The 23,337-nt window shown below is 68.2% G+C and carries 22 protein-coding genes; 11 read left to right on the forward strand and 11 right to left on the reverse strand.

What is annotated here, in order from left to right; all coding sequences use genetic code 11:
- Positions 1 to 17: 17 nt before the first annotated feature.
- Positions 18 to 2,462, reverse strand: coding sequence for a xanthine dehydrogenase family protein molybdopterin-binding subunit (locus WKW79_RS05730; RefSeq protein WP_340334148.1), 2,445 nt, complete (start codon positions 2,460 to 2,462; stop codon positions 18 to 20).
- Between the two features lie 15 nt (positions 2,463 to 2,477).
- Positions 2,478 to 2,972, reverse strand: coding sequence for a (2Fe-2S)-binding protein (locus WKW79_RS05735; RefSeq protein ID WP_340334149.1), 495 nt, complete (start codon positions 2,970 to 2,972; stop codon positions 2,478 to 2,480).
- A 159-nt stretch (positions 2,973 to 3,131) separates the two neighbouring features.
- Between WKW79_RS05735 and WKW79_RS05740 the strand changes: the two genes are divergently transcribed.
- A complete protein-coding gene (locus tag WKW79_RS05740; protein WP_340334622.1) occupies positions 3,132 to 4,253 on the forward strand; it encodes a helix-turn-helix domain-containing protein in 1,122 nt (373 codons plus the stop codon).
- 136 nt (positions 4,254 to 4,389) lie between these two features.
- On the opposite strand, the gene WKW79_RS05745 is transcribed toward WKW79_RS05740, so the two are convergent.
- Positions 4,390 to 5,763: a sigma-54-dependent transcriptional regulator gene (locus WKW79_RS05745; protein WP_340334150.1), complete on the reverse strand. Its 1,374-nt coding sequence runs from the start codon at positions 5,761 to 5,763 to the stop codon at positions 4,390 to 4,392.
- On the reverse strand, positions 5,747 to 7,561 hold the full coding sequence (locus WKW79_RS05750; protein WP_340334151.1) for a sensor histidine kinase: 1,815 nt from the start codon (positions 7,559 to 7,561) through the stop codon (positions 5,747 to 5,749). The genes WKW79_RS05745 and WKW79_RS05750 overlap by 17 nt, the downstream gene beginning before the upstream one ends.
- Positions 7,562 to 7,757: 196 nt before the next feature.
- Here WKW79_RS05750 and WKW79_RS05755 point away from each other — a divergent pair, with 196 nt between their 5' ends.
- Together WKW79_RS05755 and WKW79_RS05760 are read left to right on the forward strand one after the other, a co-directional pair.
- Positions 7,758 to 8,417 carry a DUF4166 domain-containing protein gene (locus WKW79_RS05755; protein ID WP_340334152.1) on the forward strand — a complete coding sequence of 220 codons (660 nt, stop codon included), beginning with the start codon at positions 7,758 to 7,760 and terminating at the stop codon, positions 8,415 to 8,417.
- A 3-nt stretch (positions 8,418 to 8,420) separates the two neighbouring features.
- Positions 8,421 to 9,938, forward strand: coding sequence for a TIGR01777 family oxidoreductase (locus WKW79_RS05760; protein WP_340334153.1), 1,518 nt, complete (start codon positions 8,421 to 8,423; stop codon positions 9,936 to 9,938).
- Here WKW79_RS05760 and WKW79_RS05765 read toward each other — a convergent pair.
- Genes WKW79_RS05765 through WKW79_RS05775 form a run of 3 tightly spaced genes read right to left on the reverse strand, consistent with a single transcriptional unit; the run spans position 9,881 to position 11,925 of the window.
- Positions 9,881 to 10,633, reverse strand: coding sequence for a TOBE domain-containing protein (locus WKW79_RS05765; RefSeq protein ID WP_340334154.1), 753 nt, complete (start codon positions 10,631 to 10,633; stop codon positions 9,881 to 9,883). The two genes, WKW79_RS05760 and WKW79_RS05765, sit on opposite strands and share 58 nt — an antisense overlap.
- Before the next feature lie 21 nt (positions 10,634 to 10,654).
- Entirely contained in the window at positions 10,655 to 11,506 is an 852-nt protein-coding gene (locus tag WKW79_RS05770; RefSeq protein WP_340334623.1) for a methylglyoxal synthase, read from the reverse strand.
- Complete coding sequence (locus WKW79_RS05775) at positions 11,506 to 11,925, reverse strand: winged helix-turn-helix transcriptional regulator (RefSeq protein WP_340334155.1); 420 nt, start codon at positions 11,923 to 11,925, stop codon at positions 11,506 to 11,508. The genes WKW79_RS05770 and WKW79_RS05775 overlap by 1 nt, the downstream gene beginning before the upstream one ends.
- 89 nt (positions 11,926 to 12,014) lie before the next feature.
- Here WKW79_RS05775 and WKW79_RS05780 point away from each other — a divergent pair, with 89 nt between their 5' ends.
- The 6 genes from WKW79_RS05780 to WKW79_RS05805 all read left to right on the forward strand — a co-directional run bounded on the left by WKW79_RS05780 (position 12,015) and on the right by WKW79_RS05805 (position 16,165).
- Positions 12,015 to 12,884: an SDR family oxidoreductase gene (locus WKW79_RS05780; RefSeq protein ID WP_340334156.1), complete on the forward strand. Its 870-nt coding sequence runs from the start codon at positions 12,015 to 12,017 to the stop codon at positions 12,882 to 12,884.
- A gap of 92 nt (positions 12,885 to 12,976) precedes the next feature.
- Positions 12,977 to 13,471 carry a tRNA (N6-threonylcarbamoyladenosine(37)-N6)-methyltransferase TrmO gene (tsaA, locus tag WKW79_RS05785; protein WP_340334157.1) on the forward strand — a complete coding sequence of 165 codons (495 nt, stop codon included), beginning with the start codon at positions 12,977 to 12,979 and terminating at the stop codon, positions 13,469 to 13,471.
- Between the two features lie 66 nt (positions 13,472 to 13,537).
- The gene (gene modA, locus WKW79_RS05790; RefSeq protein WP_340334158.1) at positions 13,538 to 14,302 is read left to right on the forward strand and encodes a molybdate ABC transporter substrate-binding protein; all 765 of its coding nucleotides are present in this window, start codon (positions 13,538 to 13,540) and stop codon (positions 14,300 to 14,302) included.
- 6 nt (positions 14,303 to 14,308) lie between these two features.
- Positions 14,309 to 14,962 (forward strand): molybdate ABC transporter permease subunit, encoded by a 654-nt coding sequence (gene modB / locus WKW79_RS05795; RefSeq protein WP_340334159.1) that lies wholly within the window; start codon positions 14,309 to 14,311, stop codon positions 14,960 to 14,962.
- Positions 14,962 to 15,651, forward strand: coding sequence for an ATP-binding cassette domain-containing protein (locus WKW79_RS05800; RefSeq protein ID WP_340334160.1), 690 nt, complete (start codon positions 14,962 to 14,964; stop codon positions 15,649 to 15,651). The genes modB and WKW79_RS05800 overlap by 1 nt, the downstream gene beginning before the upstream one ends.
- Before the next feature lies 1 nt (position 15,652).
- Positions 15,653 to 16,165: a sulfite oxidase-like oxidoreductase gene (locus WKW79_RS05805; RefSeq protein ID WP_340334161.1), complete on the forward strand. Its 513-nt coding sequence runs from the start codon at positions 15,653 to 15,655 to the stop codon at positions 16,163 to 16,165.
- A gap of 112 nt (positions 16,166 to 16,277) precedes the next feature.
- On the opposite strand, the gene WKW79_RS05810 is transcribed toward WKW79_RS05805, so the two are convergent.
- Positions 16,278 to 16,661 (reverse strand): nuclear transport factor 2 family protein, encoded by a 384-nt coding sequence (locus tag WKW79_RS05810; RefSeq protein WP_340334162.1) that lies wholly within the window; start codon positions 16,659 to 16,661, stop codon positions 16,278 to 16,280.
- Between the two features lie 165 nt (positions 16,662 to 16,826).
- Between WKW79_RS05810 and WKW79_RS05815 the strand changes: the two genes are divergently transcribed.
- Positions 16,827 to 17,999 carry an aromatic ring-hydroxylating oxygenase subunit alpha gene (locus WKW79_RS05815; protein ID WP_340334163.1) on the forward strand — a complete coding sequence of 391 codons (1,173 nt, stop codon included), beginning with the start codon at positions 16,827 to 16,829 and terminating at the stop codon, positions 17,997 to 17,999.
- Positions 18,000 to 18,059: 60 nt separating this feature from the next.
- Here the strand turns inward: WKW79_RS05815 and WKW79_RS05820 are convergent, their stop codons facing one another.
- The 3 genes from WKW79_RS05820 to WKW79_RS05830 are packed head-to-tail and all read right to left on the reverse strand — an operon-like array spanning position 18,060 to position 20,334.
- The gene (locus WKW79_RS05820; protein ID WP_340334164.1) at positions 18,060 to 18,917 is read right to left on the reverse strand and encodes an ABC transporter substrate-binding protein; all 858 of its coding nucleotides are present in this window, start codon (positions 18,915 to 18,917) and stop codon (positions 18,060 to 18,062) included.
- Positions 18,914 to 19,603, reverse strand: coding sequence for an ATP-binding cassette domain-containing protein (locus tag WKW79_RS05825; RefSeq protein WP_340334165.1), 690 nt, complete (start codon positions 19,601 to 19,603; stop codon positions 18,914 to 18,916). The genes WKW79_RS05820 and WKW79_RS05825 overlap by 4 nt, the downstream gene beginning before the upstream one ends.
- A complete protein-coding gene (locus WKW79_RS05830; RefSeq protein ID WP_340334166.1) occupies positions 19,600 to 20,334 on the reverse strand; it encodes an ABC transporter permease in 735 nt (244 codons plus the stop codon). Before WKW79_RS05830 ends, WKW79_RS05825 begins: the two co-directional genes overlap by 4 nt.
- 148 nt (positions 20,335 to 20,482) lie before the next feature.
- On the opposite strand from WKW79_RS05830, the gene WKW79_RS05835 reads away from it, so the two are divergent.
- Positions 20,483 to 23,293 (forward strand): hybrid sensor histidine kinase/response regulator, encoded by a 2,811-nt coding sequence (locus WKW79_RS05835; RefSeq protein WP_340334167.1) that lies wholly within the window; start codon positions 20,483 to 20,485, stop codon positions 23,291 to 23,293.
- Positions 23,294 to 23,337: the final 44 nt, after the last annotated feature.

Below are 23,337 nucleotides of genomic sequence, written 5' to 3' on the forward strand. Positions count from 1 at the left end.
GTGAGGTTCCTTCCTGATCAGGCGGCCGGACGGCCCTGGGTGCTGGCGGCCAGCGACGGAGTTTGGGGTTGCTGCGTGGGCGTGGTGCTGCCCTTCTGCATGGCCTCCCACACGCGATGCGGCGACACCGGCATGTCGATGTCCTTCACGCCGAGCGGTGCCAGCGCATCCAGCACGGCGTTGACAACCGCCGGCGGCGAGCCGATCGCACCGGCCTCGCCGCAGCCCTTGGTGCCCAGCGCGTTGTGGGTGCAGGGCGTGCAGACGGTGTCGAGCTTGAATTGCGGGAAGTCCTCGGCACGCGGCATGGCGTAGTCCATGAAGCTGCCGGTGAGCAGTTGGCCCGTCGTGTTGTCGTACACGCAGTTCTCCATCAGCGCCTGGCCGATGCCCTGCACGATGCCGCCATGCACCTGGCCTTCCACGATCATCGGGTTGATGATGGTGCCGAAGTCGTCCACCGCCGTGAAGCGGTCGACCTTGACCTCGCCGGTGCCCTTGTCGATCTCCACCTCGCAGATGTAGGTGCCGCCCGGGAAGGTGAAGTTGGTCGGGTCGTAGAACGCGGCTTCGTTGAGGCCCGGCTCCAGCTTGTCGAGCGGGTAGTTGTGCGGTACGTAGGCCGTCAGCGCCACCTGCCCGAAGGGGATCTTCTTGTCGGTGCCCTTCACGGTGAACTCGCCGTTGGCGAACTCGATGTCAGCATCGCTGGCTTCCATGAGGTGGGCCGCGATCTTCTTGGCCTTGGCCTCGATCTTGTCCAGCGCCTTCATGATGGCTGCGCCGCCGACCGAGATCGAACGCGAGCCGTAGGTGCCCATGCCGAAAGGCACGCGGCCGGTGTCGCCATGCACCACGTCGACCGCTTCCGGCGAGATGCCGAGGCGCGCCGCCACGACCTGCGCAAAGGTCGTCTCATGGCCCTGGCCGTGGCTGTGCGAGCCGGTGAACACGGTCACGCTGCCGGTCGGATGCACGCGGATCTCGCCGCATTCGAACAGCCCCGCGCGCGCACCGAGCGCACCCGCGATGTTCGACGGTGCGATGCCGCAGGCCTCGATGTAGCTGGAGTAGCCGATGCCGCGCAGCTTGCCCTGCGCCGCGCTCGCGGACTTGCGCGCCTCGTAGCCGGCCACGTCCGCCAAAGCCTTCGACTTGTCCATGCAGGCATGGAAGTCGCCCGTGTCGTATTGCAGCGCCACCGGCGTCTGGTACGGGAAGGTGGTGATGAAGTTGCGCTTGCGGATCTCGTCCTGGCCGAGGTTCATTTCCCAGGCGCAGCGCGAGACCAGGCGCTCCAGCAAGTAGGTGGCCTCCGGCCGTCCCGCGCCGCGGTAGGCATCGACCGGCGCGGTGTTGGTGAACCAGGCATCGACTTCCACGTAGATCTGCGGCGTCGCGTACTGGCCGGCGAGCAGCGTGGCGTAGAGGATGGTCGGCACCGCGGTCGCGAAGGTCGACAGGTAGGCGCCGAGGTTGGCGTCGGTGTGGACCCGCATGGCGAGGAACTTGCCTTGACTGTCCATGGCCATTTCGGCATGGCTCACATGGTCGCGGCCATGAGCGTCGCTGAGGAAGCATTCGGAGCGCTCGGCCGTCCACTTGATGCTGCGGTTGAGCTGCTTCGATGCCCAGGTCAGGCACACGTCTTCCGCGTAGAGAAAGATCTTCGACCCGAAGCCGCCGCCCACGTCCGGCGCGATCACGCGCACCTTGTGCTCCGGCAGGCCCAGCACGAAAGCCGACATCAGCAGGCGCTCGACGTGTGGGTTCTGGTTGGCCACGTAGAGCGTGTATTCCTCGCTCGAACGGCTGTAGCTGCCGATGGCGACGCGCGGCTCGATGGGATTCGGGATGAGCCGGTTGTTGACCAGGTCCAGCTTCGTGACATGCGCCGCGCCGGCAAAGGCCGCGTCGACCGCCGCCTTGTCGCCGATCGCCCACTTGTAGCACTGGTTGTCGGGCGCCTCGTCATGGAGGGTGACGCCGCTGCTTTTCTTCGCGGCGTCGGCCACGCTGACCAGCGCGGGATGCACGTCGTAGTCGACGCTGATGGCCTCGGCCGCGTTCTTGGCCTGCTCGACCGATTCGGCCACGACCATGGCGACGTGGTCACCCACGTAGCGCACCTTGTTGATCGCGAGGATCGGGTGCATCGGCTCCTTCATCGGCGTGCCGTCGGGGTTGTTGATGAGCCAGCCGCAAGGCAGCCCGCCCATCTTTCCCTCGATGTCCTTGCCGGTGAAGATGCCGACCACGCCGGGCATGCCGGCGGCGCCGGAGGTGTCGATGGACTTGATCGTGGCGTGCGCGTGCGGCGAACGCAGGAAGACGCAATAGGCCTGGTTGGCCATGGTCACGTCGTCGGTGTAGTTGCCCGAGCCGGTCAGGAAGCGATAGTCTTCCTTGCGGCGCAGCGCCTCGCCGATGTGCGGCAGCTTGGAGAAGTCGGAAGCACCCATGTCGTGTGCTCCTGCTTATGCCGAGACGGTGGCCTTGGCGGGCGCGGCGAGCATCGCCTCGCCACCCATCTGCACCGCCTTGACGATGTTCTGGTAGCCGGTGCAGCGGCACAGGTTGCCGTCGAGCAGCGAGCGGATCTCGGTCTCGCTGGACTTGGGATGGTGGGTGCACAGGTCGATGGCGCTCATGACCATGCCGGGCGTGCAGAAGCCGCATTGCAGGCCGTGGCATTCCTTGAACGCGGCCTGCATCGGGTGCATGGTGCCGTCGGGCTGGGAGATGCCTTCGATGGTGGTGACTTGGGCGCCGGCGACCTGGCCGACCAGCACGTTGCAGGACTTGACCGCGCGGCCGTTGACGTGGACGGTGCAGGCGCCGCACTGGGCCGTGTCGCAACCGACGTGGGTGCCGGTCAGGTGGAGATGCTCGCGGATGGCGTGCACGAGGAAGGTGTTGGGCGGCGCGTCGACCGTGACCGCGCGGCCGTTGACCGTGAGCTTGACCTGCATGTGGCTGACTCCTTTTATGGGGATGGCTGATGGCCGAATTCGGCGATCTGAATCTTCGGTGCGGGTCCGCAGGCGGCTGCTAGGCAAAACCCTAGACGATTGCAGGCTTGCTTTGAAATTCTCAAAATGCAACAGCGCGCGCCTACAAAGTCCCCCTTGATGCACCTTTCCATTCCCCTTCCGCCGACTGAGCGCACCGCGCAGATTGCCCAGGCGCGACTCGAAGTGATCGACGCCGCCGCCATCGACAGCCCGCGTGTCGCCCCCTGGATTTCGCGCTCGTGGCAGCGTTGCCTTTCGGCCGGCCACAGGCCGCAGCAGCGGGTGAGCTTCGATGCCGTGTCGGCGCAGCATGCGCGTCGCATGGCCGAGCGCAATCGGGGCCTGGTCGACGCGGCGCGGCCGGTGCTCGACCGGCTGGCGCGGGCGATTGCGGACACCGGCTACTTCGCGATCCTGACGGATGCGCGCGGCGTGGTGATCGATACGCGCGGGCTGCTGGCCAACGCGGAGCGAGTGGCTACCAACATTGCGCGCATCGGCGTCGATCTCTCGGAGCGGGCTGTCGGCACCACGGCCATCGGCGCCGCGCTGTCGGAGTTGCAGCCGGTGTGGCTGCACCGCAATGAACACTTCTTCGACGACACCAGCGTGTTCAGTTGCGCAGGCGCGCCGCTGTTCGGGCATGACGGAAGCTGTGTCGGCATGCTGGACCTGAGTGCGGTGAATGCGGTGGAACGGCCGGAACTCAAGCAACTGGCGGCGCTGTCGGCACGCAGCATCGAGAACGCGCTGGTGTTGCGGCAACCGCATGACCTTCTGGTGCGGCTGAACTGGCCGGGCTGGGGCGGGCATGCGGAATCCGAAGGGCTGCTGTGCCTGGACCGTGACGGTCATGTGACGGCCAGCAACGCGGCGGCGCGGGAGATGGTGAACCAGTCCGCGATGGCCGCTTCTTCGTCACCGTTGCACGCCAGCGACCTGTTCGCCCTGCCCTGGACCTTGTTGTGGGACGCCGCGCGCCGCGCCGACGAAACGCCGATCGAGGTGCCGCTGTGGTCAGGCTTGCGCTTGCAGGCGCTGCCGCTGGTGGGGCGCGGGAATGACGATGCGATGGCGGCCGCTGGCGACACCGTGCCGCGCCAGCGGCTGCGCGATGTCGAGACGGCGCTGATCCGAACGGCCGTGGCCGAGGCCCGCGGCAATGTGGCCGAGGCGGCACGTGTGCTCGGGATCAGCCGGGCGACCGTATATCGCAAGCTGGGGCGGCGCGGGGGATAGCGCACTTGTCGACGGTCCTTGTTGAACGAGCGACCGACAATTCACTGGAGACTCCAATTTCACAGAACGCTGAAGTTCGAGGTTTCAGTGAAAGGTGGACCCCAACAGTCCCCCGTCCTGCCTGTTCACCGTTGAATCACCGCAACCCCAGCCGCGTCAGCTTCTTGATCAATCCCACCCGCGAGATCCCCAGCCGCCGTGCGGCTTCTGATTGATTTCCGCCGGCTGCGGCCATCGCATCGCGCACCAGGCGCAATTCGAGTTCGTTGATGGCGGCATCGAGTGCACCGGCGCCTTCGCTGGATGAAGAAGCGGGCTCCGTGCGTGGGCCTTCGGACATGTCGCCGCTGGCCAGGCGCAGCAGTTCCGCATCGACCTCCCGCTGGTCGGGCAGCAACAGCGCGCCGGCCGATTCGACGACCGCCTTCAGCTCACGCACATTGCCCGGCCAGTCCCGTGTGGTGAGCCAAGCCAGGGCACCGGCGGACAGGCCGGCGCGCGGTGCGACCCGGTGCAGGAAGCGCGTCGCCAGCACAGGCACGTCGCCGGGTCGCTCCAACAGCGCGGGCGTGCGCAGCACCACGCCCTTGAGTCGATAGAACAAGTCTTCGCGGAAGCTGCCGTCGCGCACCATGGCTTCGAGGTCGCGGTGCGTGGCGGCGACCACGCGGGCATCGGCATGCTTCTGCGCCCTGCCGCCCACCGGCACGAAGGCGCCCTCTTGCAGGAATCGCAGCAGCTTGACCTGCATCGGCGGCGGCATCTCGCCGACCTCGTCGAGGAACAGCGTGCCGCCATGCGCTGCTTCGACCAGGCCGGGCTGGTCGCGGTAGGCGCCGGTGAAGCTGCCTTTCATGTGGCCGAACAGCTCGCTCTCCAGCAGTTCGGCGGAGAGCGCGCCGCAATGGATCGCGACGAAGGGCCCGCCACTGCGCGCACTGCAGGCATGCAACGCGCGGGCCACCAGTTCCTTGCCCGTGCCAGTCGGGCCGAGCACCAGCACGCTGACCGTGGTCTGCGCGACGCGGCGGACCAGGGCGCGCAACTGGATCGTGGCCGGCGCCTGGCCGACCATGCCCAGGTCGTCCGTGGCCTGCTCGGCGCGCAGCGTGATCAGTTCGGCATCGAGCCGCGCCTTGCGCAACGCGCGCGCGACGACGATGCGCAGCATGTCGGGGTCGATCGGCTTGGTCAGGAAATCCCAGGCGCCGAGTTCGGTGGCGCGCAAGGCCAGGTCGTGCTCGCCGTGGCCGGTCAGCACGACGACCGGCACGCGGGCAAAGCGCGGGATCAGTTCCAGGCCGATCTCCGGGTCCATGTGTGGCGGCATGGCCAGGTCGAGCAGCACCAGTTCCGGCTTCTGACGGGCAAAGGCGGCCAGGGCCTGCTCGCCATCGCCCGCGATCGAGACTTCATGGCCCAAGCCGCGAAGGAAGGAGCCGCCCAGGCGCTGGAAGGCGGCCTCGTCATCGACGAGCAGGACGCGGCCGGATTCAGGTGTTTCGGACATGGGGGAATCTCAGCGTGAAGCAGGTGCGCCAGGGCGGGCGCTCGGTCAGCGCGACCGAGCCGCCGTGGGCGTTCATGATGCGGGCGACGATGGCCAGGCCCAGGCCGGTGCCGCCGGGGCTGCGGGAGGCGAAGGGCTCGAACAGGCGGTCGCGGATCTCGGGCGGGACACCGGGGCCGTCGTCGCAGACGTGCAGCAGGACGGCGCCATCGGTGATTTCAGCGTCGATGTGGACGTGGCCTTGTGCCGGCATGTCGGTGGCGCCGGATTCAGTGGCAGTGCGCGCGTTCTCGAACAGGTTGGTCAAGGCCTGGTCGAGGCGCCGCGGGTCGGCCTCCACCATCAGGGCCTGCTCGAGTCCGGCGCCGAGGCTCACGTCGGGCAGGCGCATTGCCGCAGTGCGCACATGGGCGGCGAGGTCGATGCGCGTCGGCGCGAGCTTCCACGGCTTGGCATAGTCCAGCAGGTCACGCGTCAGGTGCGAGATGCGAGCCACCTGGTCGGCCACTTCGCGCCGCGTTTCGCTGGGCGCGCCCGCCACGGCCATGGCGATGATGTTGAGCGGATTGCGGATGTCATGCGCCACCGTGGCCGCGAGCGAGCCGAGTTCCGCGAGACGCGCCTGCAACTGCCGCTCGCGTTCGCGCGCCGCGATGTGCTGCGTCTGCTCGACGCGCATCGCCGCCTCCGCGACGACCGTGCCGAACAGTTCGGCGACATGGCGCAACCCGGGCGGCGCGGCCTCCCAGCCTTTCAGCGCGGACCGCCAGCCATCACCTGCATCCACGCAGATCAATTGCGGCGCGCCGCTGTCGTCGCTGCGCGCTTCGCCGACGCGGACATCCACCCTCGTGCCGATGCGCTCGCCCAGCAGCGTGGCGGACTGCTGCGCCAGCGCCTGCGGCGTCTCCGCAGACTGCAGCACGCGCCGCCACTCGCCCAGGTCCGCCACCGACACGTCGCCACCGGGATAGACCAGCCGTTCGGCAAAGCGCCGCACCGGCCCGTTCAACGCCAGGCAACTGGCCGCGACCACCAGTCCGCCCAGCCAGCGCGATTCGATCGGCAACAGCGGCATCAGCGCCACGATGCCCGCGCCCAGCGCCAGCAGCAGCGCCCATACCAGCGCGCGCCGGGCCCAGGCGTTGGCGACGAACACGCCGTAGCGCAGGATGCCGTAGACCAGGATCAGCGGATAGAGCGGCAAGCCCAGCAATGGGAACGGATACACCGGCCAATCGAGCACCGCCATGCCGTAGCCGCTGAGGCACACCATGCCCCAGAGGCAGGACGCAGTGACGGCAGCGATCTGGCTGTAAGCCGGCCGCGTGGCGCGCATCAGCGATCGCACCAGCACCGTGACGCCGCCCACGCCCAGGATCACCCAAGCCAGGCTGGCCACCGTGCCGACCGGATTGGCGACCGCGATCCAGCCGATGTAGCGCTGCTGGACGATGTGGCCCGGCAGGAAGATCTCCGCCAGCAGCGTCGCCCCTCCCCCCAGCGCATAAGCGGCCGCGACGCCGACGCGGCCGATGTCGACCCGGCAGAACACCGTGCAGAAGTGGAAGAAGAAGGCTGAGGTGAGCGGCGCCGTCGCCAGCAGCCGGATCGCCGTGTGCTCGGTCTCAGGGCCGAACCAGTTGGGCAACTCATTGCCCGTGATCCACACGGCGATGCCCGCCAGGAACACCGCGAGCAGGCGTGCGCCGGCGACCCGGTCCGCCCACACCAGCAGCACGCCGGCGAGCGCGAGCGTCTCGAACAGTGCGAAGGCGAGGACGGCGTGGATGAGCATGAAGGCGGCTTCGCGGGCGGGTCGAAACGCGGGTGGGGGCCTGTCAACGGCGTTGACGATCGGGCTTGCGCGGACTGTATACGAAGTATGCAGATTCAAAAGCAATTTCCAATGAAATCAAAGACTTGCGTGGCGTCAGCGGGCTGGCCCGGTTTTGGCAATGGAGAGGTCGACAACCACCTGAATCGAGCCTCACATGAATGCCTTGCTGTCACGCCTTCCCCTCCGTTCCAACGGCGCTTCCGCTCCCGTCGCGCCTCTGGACCTCCCCGCCCTGGTTGGCGCTGCCGGCTGGGCGCGCCTGCCCGCCGCCGTGCAACGCCGCTTCGCCGCAGGCCATGCCGACGTGACCTACATCGGCCACATGGACCTGCACTGCTCGCGCATCGGCCGCCTGTATGCACGCGTTGCGCATCTCTTCGGCGGCCCGTTGACACGCATCAATGCCGATGCCGTGCCGACCACCGTGCGCGTGAGCGACAACGGCCGCGGCGGCGTGGTGTGGGAACGCAGCTTCCATCGCGGCGGCATCGGCGGTGACCGCATCGTGCGTTCCACCAAGGAGATCGGCGCGGACGGCGGCCTGCTGGAGCGCACCGACGGCGGACTGAGCATGTCGCTCGACGTGTTCGAGGAAGCCGGCTCGCTGGTGTTTCGCAGCCGGCGCTTCCAACTGGTGTGGGGCCGCGTTCGCATCGCCGTGCCGGCCCTGCTGACACCCGGCGTGTGCCGCGTCGCGCACACCGACCTGGGCGAAGGACGCTTCCGCTTCACGCTGACCATGGTGCATCCGCTGTGGGGCGAGACCTTCCGCCAGACCGGTGTCTTCACGGACCCCGCCGCTACGGAGAACTGAACCATGAACGCGATCTTCACCCTGCTCTTTCTCCAGGTGCTGATGGGCGCTTTCGACAACCTCTGGCATCACGAGCTGGAGGCGAAGCTGCCGCAGCGGATCTCGGCGCGGCGCGAACTGGCGCTGCATGCGGCGCGCGAGGCGATCTATGGCGTCGTGTTCATCGGGCTGGCGTGGTTCGAATGGCGCGGCCTCTTCGGCTTCGTGCTCGCCGCGCTGCTGCTGGTGGAAGTGGCGATCACCCTGGCGGACTTCCACGAAGAAGACCGCACGCGACGGCTGTCGCGCTTCGAGCGCGGACTGCACACGGTGCTGACGGTCGGCTACGGGCTGTTCATCGGACTCTTTGCGCCGGTGCTGATCGACTGGTCGCGATCGGCCACGGCACTGGCCCTGACGCCGCACGGCTGGATTTCCTGGTTTTTCAGCGCCAGCGGTTTCGGCGTGCTGGCCTGGAGCGTGCGCAACGCGCTGGCCGTGCGCCGCTTGAACCGGCTCGCGAATGCGTGCGCGGCGTCATCCGCACTCGCACGGCAGCATGGTCACCTGATCGCACCCGCGGTGTTGGTCACCGGCGCCACCGGCTTCGTCGGCGGCGCGCTGATGGCCGAACTGCGGCGTGAAGGTCGGCGGCTGATCGTGCTGTCGCGCGACGGCAGGCAGGCGCGCGCAAGCTTCGGGCCGGACGTGTGGGTGGTCGGGAGCCTCGACGCCATCCCGTCTGAAACGCGCATCGACGCCATCGTGAACCTGGCCGGCGCACGCATCCTCGGCATGCCGTGGACCACCGGGCGGCGCCGCGAACTGCTCGCGAGCCGCGTCGACGTGACGGCCGCGCTGGTCGACTTGATGCGGCGCCTGCAACAGCCGCCGCGCGTGCTGGTCAGCGCATCGGCGGTGGGGTACTACGGCGCTGCGCAGCCCGCCGCTTTCGAGGTACTCGACGAGAACAGTCCGGCGCGGCCCGGCCAGTCCCAGTCCGACTTGTGCGCGGCCATCGAGCATGAGGCGCGCCGCGCCGAGGCGCTGAAGGTGCGCGTGGTGCGGATGCGCTTCGGTGTCGTGCTCGGCCGTGGCGACGGCGCCTATCCGATGCTGGCCTTGAGCGCGCGTCTCGGCCTGGGCGCGGTGCTTGGCAACGGTTGCCAACCGGCTCCGTGGATTCACCAGGATGACGCCGTAGGCCTGATCCGCTTCGCGATGGCCCATGACAGCCTCAGCGGCCCGGTCAATGCCGTCGCGCCCGACACGCCGCCGCAAGCTCGCTTTGCACGATCGCTGGCCGCATCCTTCGGCCGGCGCGTGCGGCTGCGCATGCCGGCGGCACCGCTGCGCGCGCTCGTCGGCGAGATGTCCACAATTCTTCTCGACGGCCAGAACGCCGTGCCGCGTGCCGCATTGGCTGCCGGCTATGCCTTCCGCCATCCGCTGCTCGAAGGCGCGTTCGCCGACCTGGCCGCGCCTCAGCCCGGCAACGCGACCACCACTGCCGACTCGTCCACCACAGCCGTCACGCGTTGACGCGCGCGCAGCCCGCTGCCCCCTGGCGCGAAGCCGACCACCTGCAAGCCATCGGCCAACGCCATCACGATCTCGTCGCCCGATTCGCCGTCGTTGCCGCGCGCGACGCGGGCCACGATGCCGACCAGCTGGTTGCCGCCGGGCACTGCGCCATCGCCCGCGCGCCGCACCTGTACCGCCGTTGCCTTGCACAACGCGATCACCACCATGCCTGCGGCGAGCCCGAGCAACTCGGCGCTCTCCCGCGTGATGCGCGCCGCGATGCCATCGCCGTTCGGCAATGCCATGCGCACCCGGACGACCCGACCCGTGACGTCCAGCCCGCTGACCGTCGCGGGCAACTGGTTGCGCATGCTGGTGCGAATTGCCAATCGCGCCATCGCCGTCGATGCGGCGCCGCCCGACTGCACCGCGCGCCGAGCCGCCTCATGCGCATCGGCCAGCACCAGCAGTTGCCGGCCTTCCTCCGTCAGCACCGCCCCGCCGCCGCCCGCGCCGCCCACCGAGCGTGCGACCAGCGGCACGCCGGCCAGGTTGGTCAGCGTGGCAATGGCCTGCCAGGCCGCCTTGTAGCTGACGCTGGCGTCACGCGCCGCCTGCGAGATGCTGCCGGTGCGGCCGATGCCGCGCAGGATGTCGATGCGCTTGTCGCTCATGCCGTGGCCGAGCGCATCGCTGAAACGGGGGACTGTCATGCCCCGGATTGTGCGGGTCGGCTACGAAGCAACGGCGCAGGCCCAACGCTCGGCCGTGGCCGGCGAGTTGAAGCAGGTGGTGTCGTGCGTTGCGGCGCAGACGGCGCGTTCCAGCAACTGGATATCGGCCTCGTGCTGGCGCGCGACATGCGGATCCTCGAAGAAGATGACCTTGTCGCAGCACCGGTCCAGCACCAGTTCCGCGATCTGCGCGTCGCCACCCATCGGCCCGCTCAGGTAGCGCGTGACCCAGGGCACGCCGGCTGGCCAGCCGCGCGACCAGGCCAGGTCGTTGAGCAACCCGCCGGTCGTGCCCGTGCCGATACGCGTCGCGAAGCGCGAGAGCAGGTCGAAATGCGTGGCCGCGAACTCGACCATGCGCTGCTTCAGCGCGTCGTGCGCGATCAACGCCACGGTCTGCTTGCCTGTGGCTGCCGCAAAGCCCGTATCGCCCTTGCCGGCGAGTGCCAGTTCCACCGCGACCCACTCCATCGCGCCCGCCGCAGTGGAGATGAAGGGCTTGCCGTGGATCACGCATTGGCGCTTGAGCGCCTGCGTCTCAGGGTACAGCGACGAGGGGTCGACCGGATCGATGAAATAGATGACGCCGTCGAGTTCATCCGCCGGCGTCAGCCCACCCGCGATGCACGAAGCCAGCCGCATCACGCCGCCTTCCACGCCGGAAGGCAGCCGCACCAGCGAGGCCGCGCCCGCCAGCAGTTGTTGCCCGACCAACGCGTCATAGGTGCCGCCGACCGCATGCAGTCCCAGCCCCAGCGTGCGGATGTCGGCCTCGCAGGCGCGCGCCCAGCGCACCAGCGCACCATCGACGCGCTGCCGATGCAGGCGATGAGCGACCAGTCCGAAGCGCATCACGACACCCCCTCTTCCAACGGCTCGCCTTGCTGCTGCCGCACTTCCATGATCCGCGGCAGGTTGAACTCGATCCAGTCGGCCAGCGATTCGACACGCTTGCCTGCCTCGACACCCAGCGGCGTGAGGCTGTACTCGACATGCGGTGGCACGGTGGCGAAGGATTTGCGCAGCACCAGGCCGTCCTGCTCCAGCCACTTGAGCGTCTGCGCCAGCATCTTCTCGCTCACGCCGCCGATCTTGCGCCGCAATTCGCTGAAGCGATGCGTGCCGCCCAGCAGCACCACCAGCAGCAGGACGCCCCAGCGGCTGGTCACGTGCTTCAACACCTCGCGCGAGGGGCATGCGGCCGAGAGCAGTTCGCCGCGCCGGATCACATCGGCCATCGTGCCGGGCGTTTCGAGCCTTGAAGATTTCATCTAGCTAACCTTTTGGTGCGTACTTACAAAAAGTGAGTTAGAGAGCTATTCTGCCTCTCCCTCCTCCTCATCACAAGGCAAATCGAATCATGATCGTCGTCACAGGTGCCACCGGCCAACTGGGCCGCCTCGTCATCAAGGCGCTGATGCGCGTCGTTCCCCGCAACCAGATCGTCGCGGCCACGCGCAGTCCCGACAACGCGAGGGACCTCGCCGATTTCGGCGTGATAGTCCGCGAGGCCGACTACACCCGGCCCGACACCCTGCGCACCGCATTCGCAGGCGCCGAGAAGCTGCTGCTGATCTCGTCGAGCGAGATCGGCCAACGCGTGGCGCAACACCGCGCCGTCATCGATGCGGCCAAGGCGGCCGGCGTGAAGCTCATCGCCTACACCAGCATCCTGCGGGCCGACACGTCTCCGCTCGGCCTGGCCAAGGAGCACCTGGCAACCGAGGTCATGCTCAAGGAATCGGGCGTGCCCTTCGTGCTGCTGCGCAACGGCTGGTACACCGAGAACTACACCCGTTCGATGGACATCGTCCTTCAACTCGGCATGCTGATCGGCAACGCCGGCGACGGTCTGATCTCCTCGGCCGCACGCGCCGACTACGCCGAAGCCGCCGCCGCGGTGCTGACCCGCGACAACCAGGCCGGCGCCATCTACGAACTCGCGGGCGACGATGCCTACACCCTGACCGGACTCGCCAACGAAATCACCTCGCAAACGGACACGGTCGTGGTCTACAAGAACATGTCCGAGGCGGAGCACAAGGCCGCGCTGATGCAATTCGCCCTTCCAGAACCGGTCGCGGCCATGCTCGCCGACTCTGACGCAGGCGCGGCCAAGGGCGCGCTGTACGACGATGGCCAGCAACTGAGCCGACTGATCGGCCGCATGACGACACCCATCGAGAACACCGTGGGCGACGCATTGGCGCGCACGATCGCCCGCACCTAAACTTTTGCGATCCGCCAACCCGAAGGTGCAGGCTCCTGCACCGCGGGAAGGCGCCTTCTGCAATGCCCGTCGATCCGCGGGCTCTAACCGCCATGACCACCACAGACCTCGAGACCGTCACCTGCCGCCCCATCGGCACCGTGTTCAGCAATTTCAAGCAGGTCGAGGGCATGCCGATCCAGGCCGCCGCGTCGCAAGACATCGCGCGCCTTGAAGTCCACGCCGACTTCGCCCCCGGCCTGCGCGACATCGAAGGCTTCGACTACCTGATCTTCATCACGCACATGCACCTGTGCACGCGCGAGCCGCTGGAGGTCACGCCCTTCCTCGACAACGCGACGCACGGCGTGTTCGCCACCCGCTCGCCGACGCGGCCGAACCGGCTCGGCCTGTCGATCGTGCGGCTGCTGCGGGTCGAGGGGTCCGTGCTGCATTTCTCCGGCAATGACATGGTCGACGGCACGCCGGTGCTCGACATCAAGCCCTACGTGCCGCGCTTCGACGTGCGAGAGACGGAACGCATCGGCTGGTTCACCCAAAGGATCGAGGCCCTCGCATCAACCCTGTCCGATCGGCGCATGACCTGACGATATGATCATGCGCTATTCCATCCATGAATAGCGGTTGAAATCGCATCGGAAAGGCCACTGCACATGACCACCGCCCCTCGCTGGCTGCGTACCGCCGCCGTGCTGGCAGCCCTCTCGCTCGGCAGCATCGCCGCACAGGCGCAGGAGATCGTCGTCTCGGCCGCGGCGAGCCTGACCAACGCCTTCCAGGACATCGGCAAGGCCTTCGAGAAGACCCAGCCCGGCGCCAAGGTAACCTTCAACTTCGCGGCTTCCGGCGCACTGCTGGCACAGATGACGCAGGGCGCGCCGGTCGACGTGTTCGCCTCCGCCGACCAGGAGACCATGAACCGCGCCGTCACCGCCAAGCTGATCGCCGAGGGCACGCGTGCCGACTTCGTGCACAACACGCTGGTGCTGATCGTCCCGGCCACTGCGGCCAACCCGCCGCAGAAGCTGGCCGACCTGACCGGTGATGCCTACAAGCGCATCTCCACCGGCACGCCCGCCTCGGTGCCGGTCGGGCGCTACACGATGGAGTCGGTGCAGCAAGCCGGCCTCACCGCCGCGCTGGAACCGAAATGGATCTACGGCGAGAGCGTGCGCCAGGTGCTCAACTATGTCGCGCGCGGCGAGGTCGATGCAGGCTTCGTCTACCGCACCGACGCGATGATCGAGCGCGACAAGACAAAGGTCGCCCTGACCGTGCCGACCAGCACGCCGATCAGCTACCCGATCGCGCAACTGGCCGCCAGCAAGAACGCGGCAACGGCCAAGTCCTTCGTCGCCTTCGTGCGCGGCGCCGAGGGGCAGGAGATCCTCAGCCGCTACGGCTTCTCGAAGCCCTGACGCCTCTTGCTCGCCCCGCTCTGGCTCACGCTCAAGGTCGCGCTGATCGCCACGCTGATCGCGGGCGCGGCGGGCGTCGGCATGGGCTGGTGGATGTCGCGGCGGCGCTTTGTCGGGCAGGAGATCGTCGATGCCGTGCTGATGCTGCCGATGGTGCTGCCGCCGACCGTGCTGGGCTACTACCTGATCGTGCTGATCGGCCGCAACGGCGTGTTCGGCCAGTACCTGGACCGCTGGTTCGGCATCAACCTCATCTTCACCTGGCAGGGCGCAGTGATCGCAGCCTCGATCGTGTCGCTGCCGCTGATCTACAAGGCGGCGCGCGCCTCCTTCGAGGACGTGGACAGCCGCTTCGCGCATGCGGCACGCACGCTCGGCGCCGGCGAGTTGGAAGTGTTCCTGCGTGTCAGCCTGCCGCTCGCGGTGCGCGGCATCGCGGCCGGCCTGATGCTGGCCTTTGCGCGCGCCATGGGCGAGTTCGGCGCGACGCTGATGATCGCCGGCAACCTGCCGGGCAAGACGCAGACGCTCTCCATCGCCGTCTATGACGCGGTGCAGGCCGGCAATGACGCGCAGGCGCTGTGGCTCACCGCGGTGATCTCGGTGGTGTGCATCGTGGTGCTGGTGATTTCGGGCCGGCTGTTGCAGGCGAAGCATTGATGACGACCGCCCTGCTCGACGTCGACCTGCATGTCGCCTTGCGCTCGGACGAGCGCGACTTCCAGCTGCATGCGCGCTTCACAACGCCATCGATGCGCACGGCCTTGCTCGGGCCGTCGGGGGCCGGCAAGTCGACCGTGTTGCTGGCGGTCGCCGGACTCGTTCCAGGCGCGAAGGGCCATGTGCGACTCGGCGACACCACCTTGCTCGACACCGCGGCCGGCATCGACCTGCCCGCGCGCGAGCGCCGCATCGGCTTCGTGTTCCAGGACTACGCGCTGTTCCCGCACATGACGGTCGAGCGCAACATCCTGTTCGGCATGCACCGCCTCGGCGCCGCCGTGCCGCCGGCGACCATGGCGCGCATCGGCGAACTGCTGCGCCAGTTCGACCTGGACAAGCTCGCCCGCGCCTACCCGCGGCACCTCTCCGGCGGCCAGAAGCAGCGCGTGGCGCTGGCCCGCGCGCTGGCGCCGAACCCGCGCCTGCTGCTGCTGGACGAGCCGCTGTCCGCGCTGGACACCACGCTGCGTACTCGGCTTCGCGCCGAATTGGCCGAGATGCTGGAGCGCGTGCGGGTGCCGACGCTGCTGGTCACGCACGATCCGCACGATGTGGAAGCGCTGGCACAGAGCACGATCGAACTGGACAATGGCCGGGTCGTGCCAGCGGAACCAACAGGAGCCTGAGATGACACGCTGGATTCGCTTCGCCACGGCCTTCATCGCGCTCTGCGCACTGTGCACCTGCGCCTTCGCACAGGTGAGTATGCAACTCGAAGTGTCGGGCGCGGTGCAGCAATCGCTCAAGCTCGATGCCGCCGCGCTCGCCGCATCGGACGCGCAGCAGATCGGCAGCTTCACGCAGACGCGTACATCCCAAGGCGTCGAGACCCGGAGTACCGTGCGCGGCGTCAAGCTGGCCGCGCTCATCGAACGCGCAAGCCTGGCGACGAAGGGCCGCGACGGCTGGAAGACCCTGATGGTCGTGGCCACCGCGACCGATGGCTATCGCGCCGTGTTCTCCTGGCCCGAGCTCAGCAACACGCCTGTCGGCGAGGGCGTGCTGGTGCTGTTCGAGCGCGATGGCAAGCCACTAGACGACCGCGAGGGCCGCATCGCGCTCCTGTCGACAGCGGACCGCAGCCTCGGTCCGCGCCATGTGCGCAACCTGATGCGCATTGAAGTACGCCCCATCGACTGAAGAAGGCTTGAAGATTCCGTAGCGAGGGCGCCGAGGTCGGGCTGAGGAGCGGAGCCGTACTCCAGTACGGTGAGCACCGGAAGCCCGAGATCGGTGGCCGCAGTAGGAAGATTCACGCCTTCTGGGGCACCTTGTCGAGGAAGCCGGTCACCGATTGCAGCTTGCCGTCATCGAGCCGCGCGAAGTCCGTGCCCTGGATCAGGTCGGCCGCGCCGCTCGGCCCCAGCGTCCAGCTGAAGCGCAGGTTGTCGCCATGCGCATCGGCCTTGCCCGCGAGCGCAAAGCGAAAGCCCGGGTAGTGCGCATGCACGACGCCGATCATCGAGCTGATCTCCTCGCGTCCGCTGGCCTGGCCCATCGGGTCGACATAGCGGGCATCTTCGGCCCAGCCGCTTTCCAGCATCTGCTGCCGACGTGCGGCATCGGTCTCGTTCCAGAGCGCGATGTAGCGCTGGGCAATTGCGGCGGCGTCCAGGGTGGCAGTGGCGGTGTTCATGGTGCGAATCCTTTCGAGGGTGGATGCCCGCAACGTCGCGGGGTGAAGGCATGTTCGCGAACGAAGGGTGTCGCGTCGATGACTCCGGAGGTCATGTCCCTCGGGTATCCGCCTTGGCGCGGGTGACATCCCGCGGCATACGATGAGGTTTTGGGAGCACCGGACTTGACAGACCTCACGATGGCCAAAGACACCGTGCCGGCCACGCTGGCGCAATTGATCGCTCGTTTCGAAACCGTCTGCCGCGACGGGACGCGTGAACTCGGCGAGGAAACGGGCAGCGTGCCCGCCACCCACTACACCGACCGCGCGCACTGGCCGATCGCCGCCGCGCACAGCGCGGAGCTCGCCCCGGGGTCGGCATTGCCCTTCGATGCGCTGGGCGTGCCCATCGTCATCACACGTTCAACGGACGGCCGCGCACGCGCCTTCTTCAACGTCTGCCGGCATCGCGGCATGGCGCTCATCACGCAGAAGGGGACGGCGCCGCCGAAGGCCACGCCGTGCAAGGCCCTGGTCTGCCCGTACCACGGCTGGACCTATGAACTCGACGGCCACCTGCGTCACCGCCTCCATGCCGAGACCTTCGACGGCATCGACACCGCCACGCTGAACCTGGTCGAGCTGCCCTGCGACGAAGCGGGCGGCCTGATCTTCGTGAAGCGCACGCCCGGCCCGGGGTTCTCTGCAGCCGCCTTCCTGCAAGGGCTCGACCAGCACATGGATTGGATGGGCCTGGCCGACATGAAGGTCTATCGCAAGGTCGACCACGTCTACCGCGCCAACTGGAAGCTCACCGCCGACGCCTTCCTCGAGGGCTATCACATCCGCGTGCTGCATCGCGACACCATCTACCCCTTCTTCGCCGACGCGATCACCGTCAACCTGCGCGCCGGCCCGCACCAGGACTCGCTGGTTGCGCGCCGCGCCGCACTGGATGGCTTCGAGACGCCGCGCGACCGCGCCGCCCTGTGCAAGCTGTCGACGCCGACGCAGTTCCTGTTTCCGAATTCCTTCCTCATCTGGCACCCCGACTACGTGAGCCTGATCGGCATGTTCTCGCCCGCGCCCGACGAGGTGCGCTGGGTGCACACGATGCTGGTCCCGCCCGAGCGCACCGGCGACGACTGGAACGCGCATTGGGAGAAGACCTTCAACCTGATCGAGAAGACGGTGTTCCAGCAGGAGGACATCGCCACCGCCGTGGGCATCCAGAAGGGCCTGCTGAGCGGGGCCAACGCGGGGTTGATCGCGGGGCGCCTGGAGAGCGAGGTGCTGCGGTTCCACCGCGGCGTGGATGCAGCCATCGCGGGGTCGCTGGTGCCTGCGGAGCGCTAGCGCTTCCGGCAGGCGATTTCGCGCGCCTCGCGCAGCGGGTGCTGCGCGAAGCGCGGGAGGCTACTTGACCGCGTTCGGGAAAAAGAGCTGCTCGCCGTTGATCTTGTAGGCCGCGATGTTGGCCTGCCCCGCAGGCGAGATCACCCACTCGACGAACTTCTGCGCGCCGGCATGGTCGAGCTTCGGAAACTTGTCGGCGCTCGGCACCATCACGCCGTACTGGTTGAACAGGCGCTTGTCGCCTTCCACCAGCACGGCCATGTCGGCGCGGTTCTTGAAGCTGAGCCAGGTGCCTCGATCCGACAGCACGTAGCCGCCAGTCGAGGCCGCGATGTTCAGCGCCGGCCCCATCCCGCAGCCGCATTCCTTGTAACCGCTGCCCTTCTTGTCATTGGCCAGGGGCTGGCTGGCATCGCCAAGGCCGGTCTGGTTCCAGAGACGGCGCTCGGCCGCGTCGGTGCCGCTCTTGTCGCCGCGCGAGACGAAGGATGCATTGCCCGCCGCCAGCTTCTTCAGCGCCGCGACGATGTCGTTGCCCTTGACGCCGGCCGGATCGTTCTTCGGCCCGACCAGCACGAAGTCGTTGTACATCACCGGCCAGCGCTTGGCCGCGTAGCCCTCGGCCACGAACTTTTCCTCGGCCACCGTGTCGTGCACGAAGAGCACGTCGGCGTCGCCGCGGCGCGCCATGTCGATGGCTTGGCCCGTTCCCACCGCCACCACCTTGATGTCGACGCCGCTGGCCTGCTTGAAGGCCGGCAGCATGTGGGCGAACAGGCCCGACTGCTCGGTCGACGTGGTCGAGGCCATCGTGATGCTCTCCGCCCGTGCCACCAGGATGCTCGCGCCCAGCAGCACCACCGCCACGATCGCCTGCGCCGACGGGCCCGTGCCGAAGCGCTTGTAAAACTCCTTCATACCAACTCTCCTTTGACAAACAAACGCGCCTCCTCGGGCAAGGGCCCGTGGAAGAAATCATGCACCGGCAGGTCGGCCAGGATGCGGCCGTGCTCCAGGTAGACCACACGGCTGGCCAGTCGCTTGACCTGGCCGAGATTGTGGCTGGCGAACACCAGCGTGCGGCCGTTGGCCGCCTCGGCCAGCAGGGCTTCGACCTCGCGCTTGGCAGTCGGGTCGAGGCTGGCGGTCGGCTCGTCCAGCAGCAGCACTTGCGGATGAAGGGCCCAGGCACGGGCCAGCGCCAGGCGCTGCTGCTGGCCGCCGGACAAGGTGCGCGCGTTGCGCGCCAGCACGCCCTCCAACCCCACGCGCGCCAACGCCGGCCCCGCGGCCTCGCGGGCTGCGCGCCACGGCGTCCCGCGCAGCCACAGCGCCAGCGCCACATTGGTGGCAGAAGTCGCACGGAGCATGTGCGGTCGCTGGAACAGCATCGCCTGTTCGCGCTGCGGCGCATGGCTGGTGAACTGCCCCGCCGCATGCGGCACCAGGCCGTGCAGCAGGCGTAACAGCGTGCTCTTTCCGCTGCCATTGGCGCCGATCAGCGCGACGCGTTCTCCGGCATCGATGGCCAGCGAGGCGCCGTGCAAAGCCGTGACGCGACCGAAGCGCACGTCGACACCATCCAGTGAATAAAGCCGCGTCATGCGCTCACCCGCATGGCCACCGCGGCGCCGCCATCCACGCGTTCGCGCCAAGTGCGCACCAGCGCGACCAGGACGTTCAAGACCAGCACCACCACGAGCAGCAGCAGTCCGAGCGCCAGCGCCAGCGGCAGGTCGCCCTTGCTGGTCTCCAGCGCGATGGCCGTGGTCATCACGCGCGTGAAGCCATCGATGTTGCCGCCGACCACCATCACCGCGCCGACTTCCGACACGGCGCGCCCGAACGCGGCGATCAGCACGGTGACCAGCGCATAGCGCTCATCCCACACCAGCAGCACCGCGCGCACCAGCGGACCGGCGCCGAGCGAGCGCAACTGCTCGCCGTGCGCGCGGTCGGCATCGTCGATGGTCTGGCGGGTGAGCGCCGTCACCACTGGCAGGACCAGCACGGCCTGCGCCAGCACCATCGCCTTGAAGGTGAAGAGCCAACCCAGCGCGCCGAACGGCCCGGAGCGCGACAGCAGCAGGTACACCACCAGCCCCACCACTACCGAGGGCAGCGCGAGCAAGGTGTTCAGCAAGGTCAGCACCAGCGCACGTCCGCGGAAGCGCGCGACACCCAGCCAGGCACCCAGCAGCAGCCCGAAGCCGCACGCGATGGCGCAGGCACTGGCGCTCACGGCCAGCGAGCGTCCGACGATGGCCAGCAGCACCGGGTCGCCGGAGACAACCAGTTGCCACGCCGACAGCGCGCTCTGTGCGAAGGTGTTCATGCGAGGACGCCCACCGGCGCGCTGTGGAATTCAAAAGTTCTAATCACTCTGCGAGGCATTCACAAGTCGGGACAAGCACGGCTGCGGATGATGCCTCAGACGCCTAGAGTCATGTCCGGACCAGCAACAGCCAGGGAGGCGGCGCGTCATGAGCACCAGCAATCAATTCAACCGCTGGCCGGCCTGCGGCGGCGAGGCTGCCGACCTGATACGCCACCTGCCTGCGGATGCAACGCCGCTGGGCCCGCAGGACCAATGGCCCAAGGCGCTGCGGAACGTCATCGATCTCATGCTGCCATCGCTGGCCGAGATTGTCGTGCTCTGGGGGCCGGACTACCTGGCCTTCTACAACGATGCGCACGCACGCAGCCTTGGCAACAAGCATCCCGGCACCATGGGCCGACCGACCAGCCTCAATGCGCCGGAGATGTGGCCGGAGGTAGCGGAAGGGTTCGAGCGCGTCCGCTTGAGGGGAGAGACCATCAGCGGACGCGACATGCCCTTCACGATCCAGCGCGGGGTCGAGTCAGAACAATCGTATTTCGACTTTTCCTGGTCTCCGGTGCGCGAGGAAGACGGCCACATCGGCGGTGTGCTCTGCATCATGACCGAGACCACCGAACTCGTGCGCGCGACGCAGGCCCTGGCGGCCAGCGAGAAGAAGGCGCGCGAGCGCGACGAGCAACTCCAGATGGCACAGGCCGCCGGCGGCATCGGCGGGTTCTCGCTCGACATCCAGAGCAACACGATGAGCGTGTCGAGCGAGTTCTGCCGCATCTTCGGCGTGCCGGAGTGCGAGGTCCATCCGTGCAACGCCTTCGGCCGGCTGCGCCTCGACCCGCACGATCGCATGACGACGCGCGCGGGCCTCGTCGCCGGGATGGCGCCGCTCGATGTGGAGTATCCGATCCGTCGCGCCAACGATGGCGCGGTGCGCTGGATCTCGCGCCGTGCCGAACTGGTGCGGGACAGCGAAGGCAAGCCCGTGCTGATGCGCGGCGTCGTGCAGGACATCACCCAGCGCAAGCAGGCCGACGCCAGGCTGCGGCAAAGCGAGGCGCGCTTCCGCGTCCTGGCGCGCGCGATGCCCGACCACGTCTGGACCGCCACGGCCGATGGCCGGATCGACTGGGTCAGCGAAAGCATGTGCACCTTCGTCGGACTCGGCCAGGCCGAGTTGCTCGGCGACGGCTGGCGGCGAACCATGCACCCCGAAGACCTGCCGCGCGCCACCCAGGCGTGGAGCCAGGCGCTGGCAAACCGCACGGCCTACGAGAACGAAGCGCGGCTGCGCCGCCATGACGGCGCCTGGCGCTGGCATCGCGCGCGCGTCCAGCCGGTGGAGGGCAGCGACGCCTTGCGCACGTCGGTGCGCTGGATCGGCATCAACACAGACATCGAGGACCAGAAGGCGGCCCAGCACCGCCTCGCGCAGCGCGTAGTCGAACGCACGCGCGACCGCGACCGCCTGTGGCAGCTCTCGGCCGACATCATGCTCATGGCCGACGTCCGGGGGCGGATCCTGGCCGTCAATCCGGCCTGGCAGGCGCTGTTGGGCTGGAGCGAGGCGCAATTGCTTGGCATGCGCGCCATGCGCCTGCTGCATCCCGGCGATGTCGCGCCCACCGTGGCCGAGTTGCGGCGACTCCAGGGTGGCCAGATGCACTCCCGGATCGAGAACCGCGTGCGCCACGTGGATGGCAGCTACCGCACCGTGTCGTGGACCGCCGTGCCCGATGCGCAACTGCTGCACGCGGTCGGCCGCGACGTGACGGCACTGCGCGAGTCGGAGGCGCGCCTGCGCCAGAGCCAGAAGATGGACGCCATCGGCCAGCTCACCGGAGGCATCGCGCACGACTTCAACAACCTGCTGCAAGGCATCACCGGGCCGATCGAACTCATGCGCCGGCGCATGGCCCTGGGCCGCACCGAGGGCATGGAGCGCTACATGGATGCGGCCGCGCAGTCGGCCCGACGCGCCGCCTCATTGATCCAGCGGCTGCTCGCCTTCTCGCGGCGCCAGACGCTCGACCCCAAGCCGATGAACGTGAACGAGCGGATCGCCTCCATGGGCGAGTTGCTGCGCCGCACGCTGGGCGAACAGGTGCGCCTTTCCATCACGCCCGGCGCGGCCACGGGCGCCGCCTTCGGCGATGCGGCCCAGTTGGAGAGCGCCATCCTCAACCTGGCCATCAACGCACGCGATGCCATGCCCGAGGGCGGTGAATTGCGCATCGGCACCTCGGCCGTGCTGTTCGACCAGGCGCAGGCGCAACAGCTGGACCTGTCGCCCGGCCGCTACTGCGCCATCTCGGTGGCCGACAGCGGCACCGGCATGACGCCCGAGGTGCTGGCCAAGGCCTTCGATCCCTTCTTCACGACCAAGCCGATCGGCCAGGGCACGGGGCTGGGCCTGTCGATGGTCTATGGCTTCGCGCAGCAGTCGCGCGGCCTCGTGCAGATCCAGAGCCAGCCGGGTGCCGGCACCACCGTCACCCTGTATCTGCCGCGTGCGCATGCGGACGAAAGCGCCTCGCCCGCGGGCCCCATCGGCGCCCCGCCCCTGCCCCAGGGCCAGGGCGAAGTGGTGCTGGTGGTGGAGGACGATCCGTCCGTGCGCCTGCTGGTGCTGGATGTGCTGGACGGCCTGGGCTACCGGACGCTGTATGTGCACGACGGCGCATCGGCCATCCTGATCCTGCGTTCGACCGCGCGCATCGACCTGTTGGTGACCGACGTCGGCCTGCCCGGCATCAACGGCCGCCAGGTGGCCGAGATCGCGCGCGGGCTCCGGCCCGACCTGCCGGTGGTGTTCATGACCGGCTATGCCGAACATGCAAGCACCCGGGCCGAGTTCCTCGCGCCGGGCATGCAGATGATTTCCAAGCCCTTCGAGATCGACGATTTCGCGCGCCTGGTGCAGCAGGCCATTCACAGCGTGGCCGGGAGCGCTGCCTGACCCGGGCGCGAATGCACACGCCACCGAATACAAGAAGTTCCAAT

Source organism: Variovorax robiniae (genome assembly GCF_037889955.1).
Taxonomy (GTDB): Bacteria; Pseudomonadota; Gammaproteobacteria; order Burkholderiales; family Burkholderiaceae_C; genus Variovorax; species Variovorax robiniae.

Coding starts and splice junctions, on each gene's coding strand:
- WKW79_RS05830 (WP_340334166.1), bottom strand. CDS start 20,334: ATGAACACCTTCGCACAGAGCGCGCTGTCGGCGTGGCAACTGGTTGTC.
- WKW79_RS05760 (WP_340334153.1), top strand. CDS start 8,421: ATGAACGCGATCTTCACCCTGCTCTTTCTCCAGGTGCTGATGGGCGCT.
- WKW79_RS05805 (WP_340334161.1), top strand. CDS start 15,653: ATGACACGCTGGATTCGCTTCGCCACGGCCTTCATCGCGCTCTGCGCA.
- WKW79_RS05800 (WP_340334160.1), top strand. CDS start 14,962: ATGACGACCGCCCTGCTCGACGTCGACCTGCATGTCGCCTTGCGCTCG.
- WKW79_RS05765 (WP_340334154.1), bottom strand. CDS start 10,633: ATGACAGTCCCCCGTTTCAGCGATGCGCTCGGCCACGGCATGAGCGAC.
- WKW79_RS05755 (WP_340334152.1), top strand. CDS start 7,758: ATGAATGCCTTGCTGTCACGCCTTCCCCTCCGTTCCAACGGCGCTTCC.
- WKW79_RS05775 (WP_340334155.1), bottom strand. CDS start 11,925: ATGAAATCTTCAAGGCTCGAAACGCCCGGCACGATGGCCGATGTGATC.
- WKW79_RS05735 (WP_340334149.1), bottom strand. CDS start 2,972: ATGCAGGTCAAGCTCACGGTCAACGGCCGCGCGGTCACGGTCGACGCG.
- modA (WP_340334158.1), top strand. CDS start 13,538: ATGACCACCGCCCCTCGCTGGCTGCGTACCGCCGCCGTGCTGGCAGCC.
- WKW79_RS05810 (WP_340334162.1), bottom strand. CDS start 16,661: ATGAACACCGCCACTGCCACCCTGGACGCCGCCGCAATTGCCCAGCGC.
- WKW79_RS05835 (WP_340334167.1), top strand. CDS start 20,483: ATGAGCACCAGCAATCAATTCAACCGCTGGCCGGCCTGCGGCGGCGAG.
- WKW79_RS05780 (WP_340334156.1), top strand. CDS start 12,015: ATGATCGTCGTCACAGGTGCCACCGGCCAACTGGGCCGCCTCGTCATC.
- WKW79_RS05770 (WP_340334623.1), bottom strand. CDS start 11,506: ATGCGCTTCGGACTGGTCGCTCATCGCCTGCATCGGCAGCGCGTCGAT.
- WKW79_RS05730 (WP_340334148.1), bottom strand. CDS start 2,462: ATGGGTGCTTCCGACTTCTCCAAGCTGCCGCACATCGGCGAGGCGCTG.
- tsaA (WP_340334157.1), top strand. CDS start 12,977: ATGACCACCACAGACCTCGAGACCGTCACCTGCCGCCCCATCGGCACC.
- WKW79_RS05825 (WP_340334165.1), bottom strand. CDS start 19,603: ATGACGCGGCTTTATTCACTGGATGGTGTCGACGTGCGCTTCGGTCGC.
- WKW79_RS05740 (WP_340334622.1), top strand. CDS start 3,132: ATGCACCTTTCCATTCCCCTTCCGCCGACTGAGCGCACCGCGCAGATT.
- WKW79_RS05750 (WP_340334151.1), bottom strand. CDS start 7,561: ATGCTCATCCACGCCGTCCTCGCCTTCGCACTGTTCGAGACGCTCGCG.
- WKW79_RS05745 (WP_340334150.1), bottom strand. CDS start 5,763: ATGTCCGAAACACCTGAATCCGGCCGCGTCCTGCTCGTCGATGACGAG.
- WKW79_RS05820 (WP_340334164.1), bottom strand. CDS start 18,917: ATGAAGGAGTTTTACAAGCGCTTCGGCACGGGCCCGTCGGCGCAGGCG.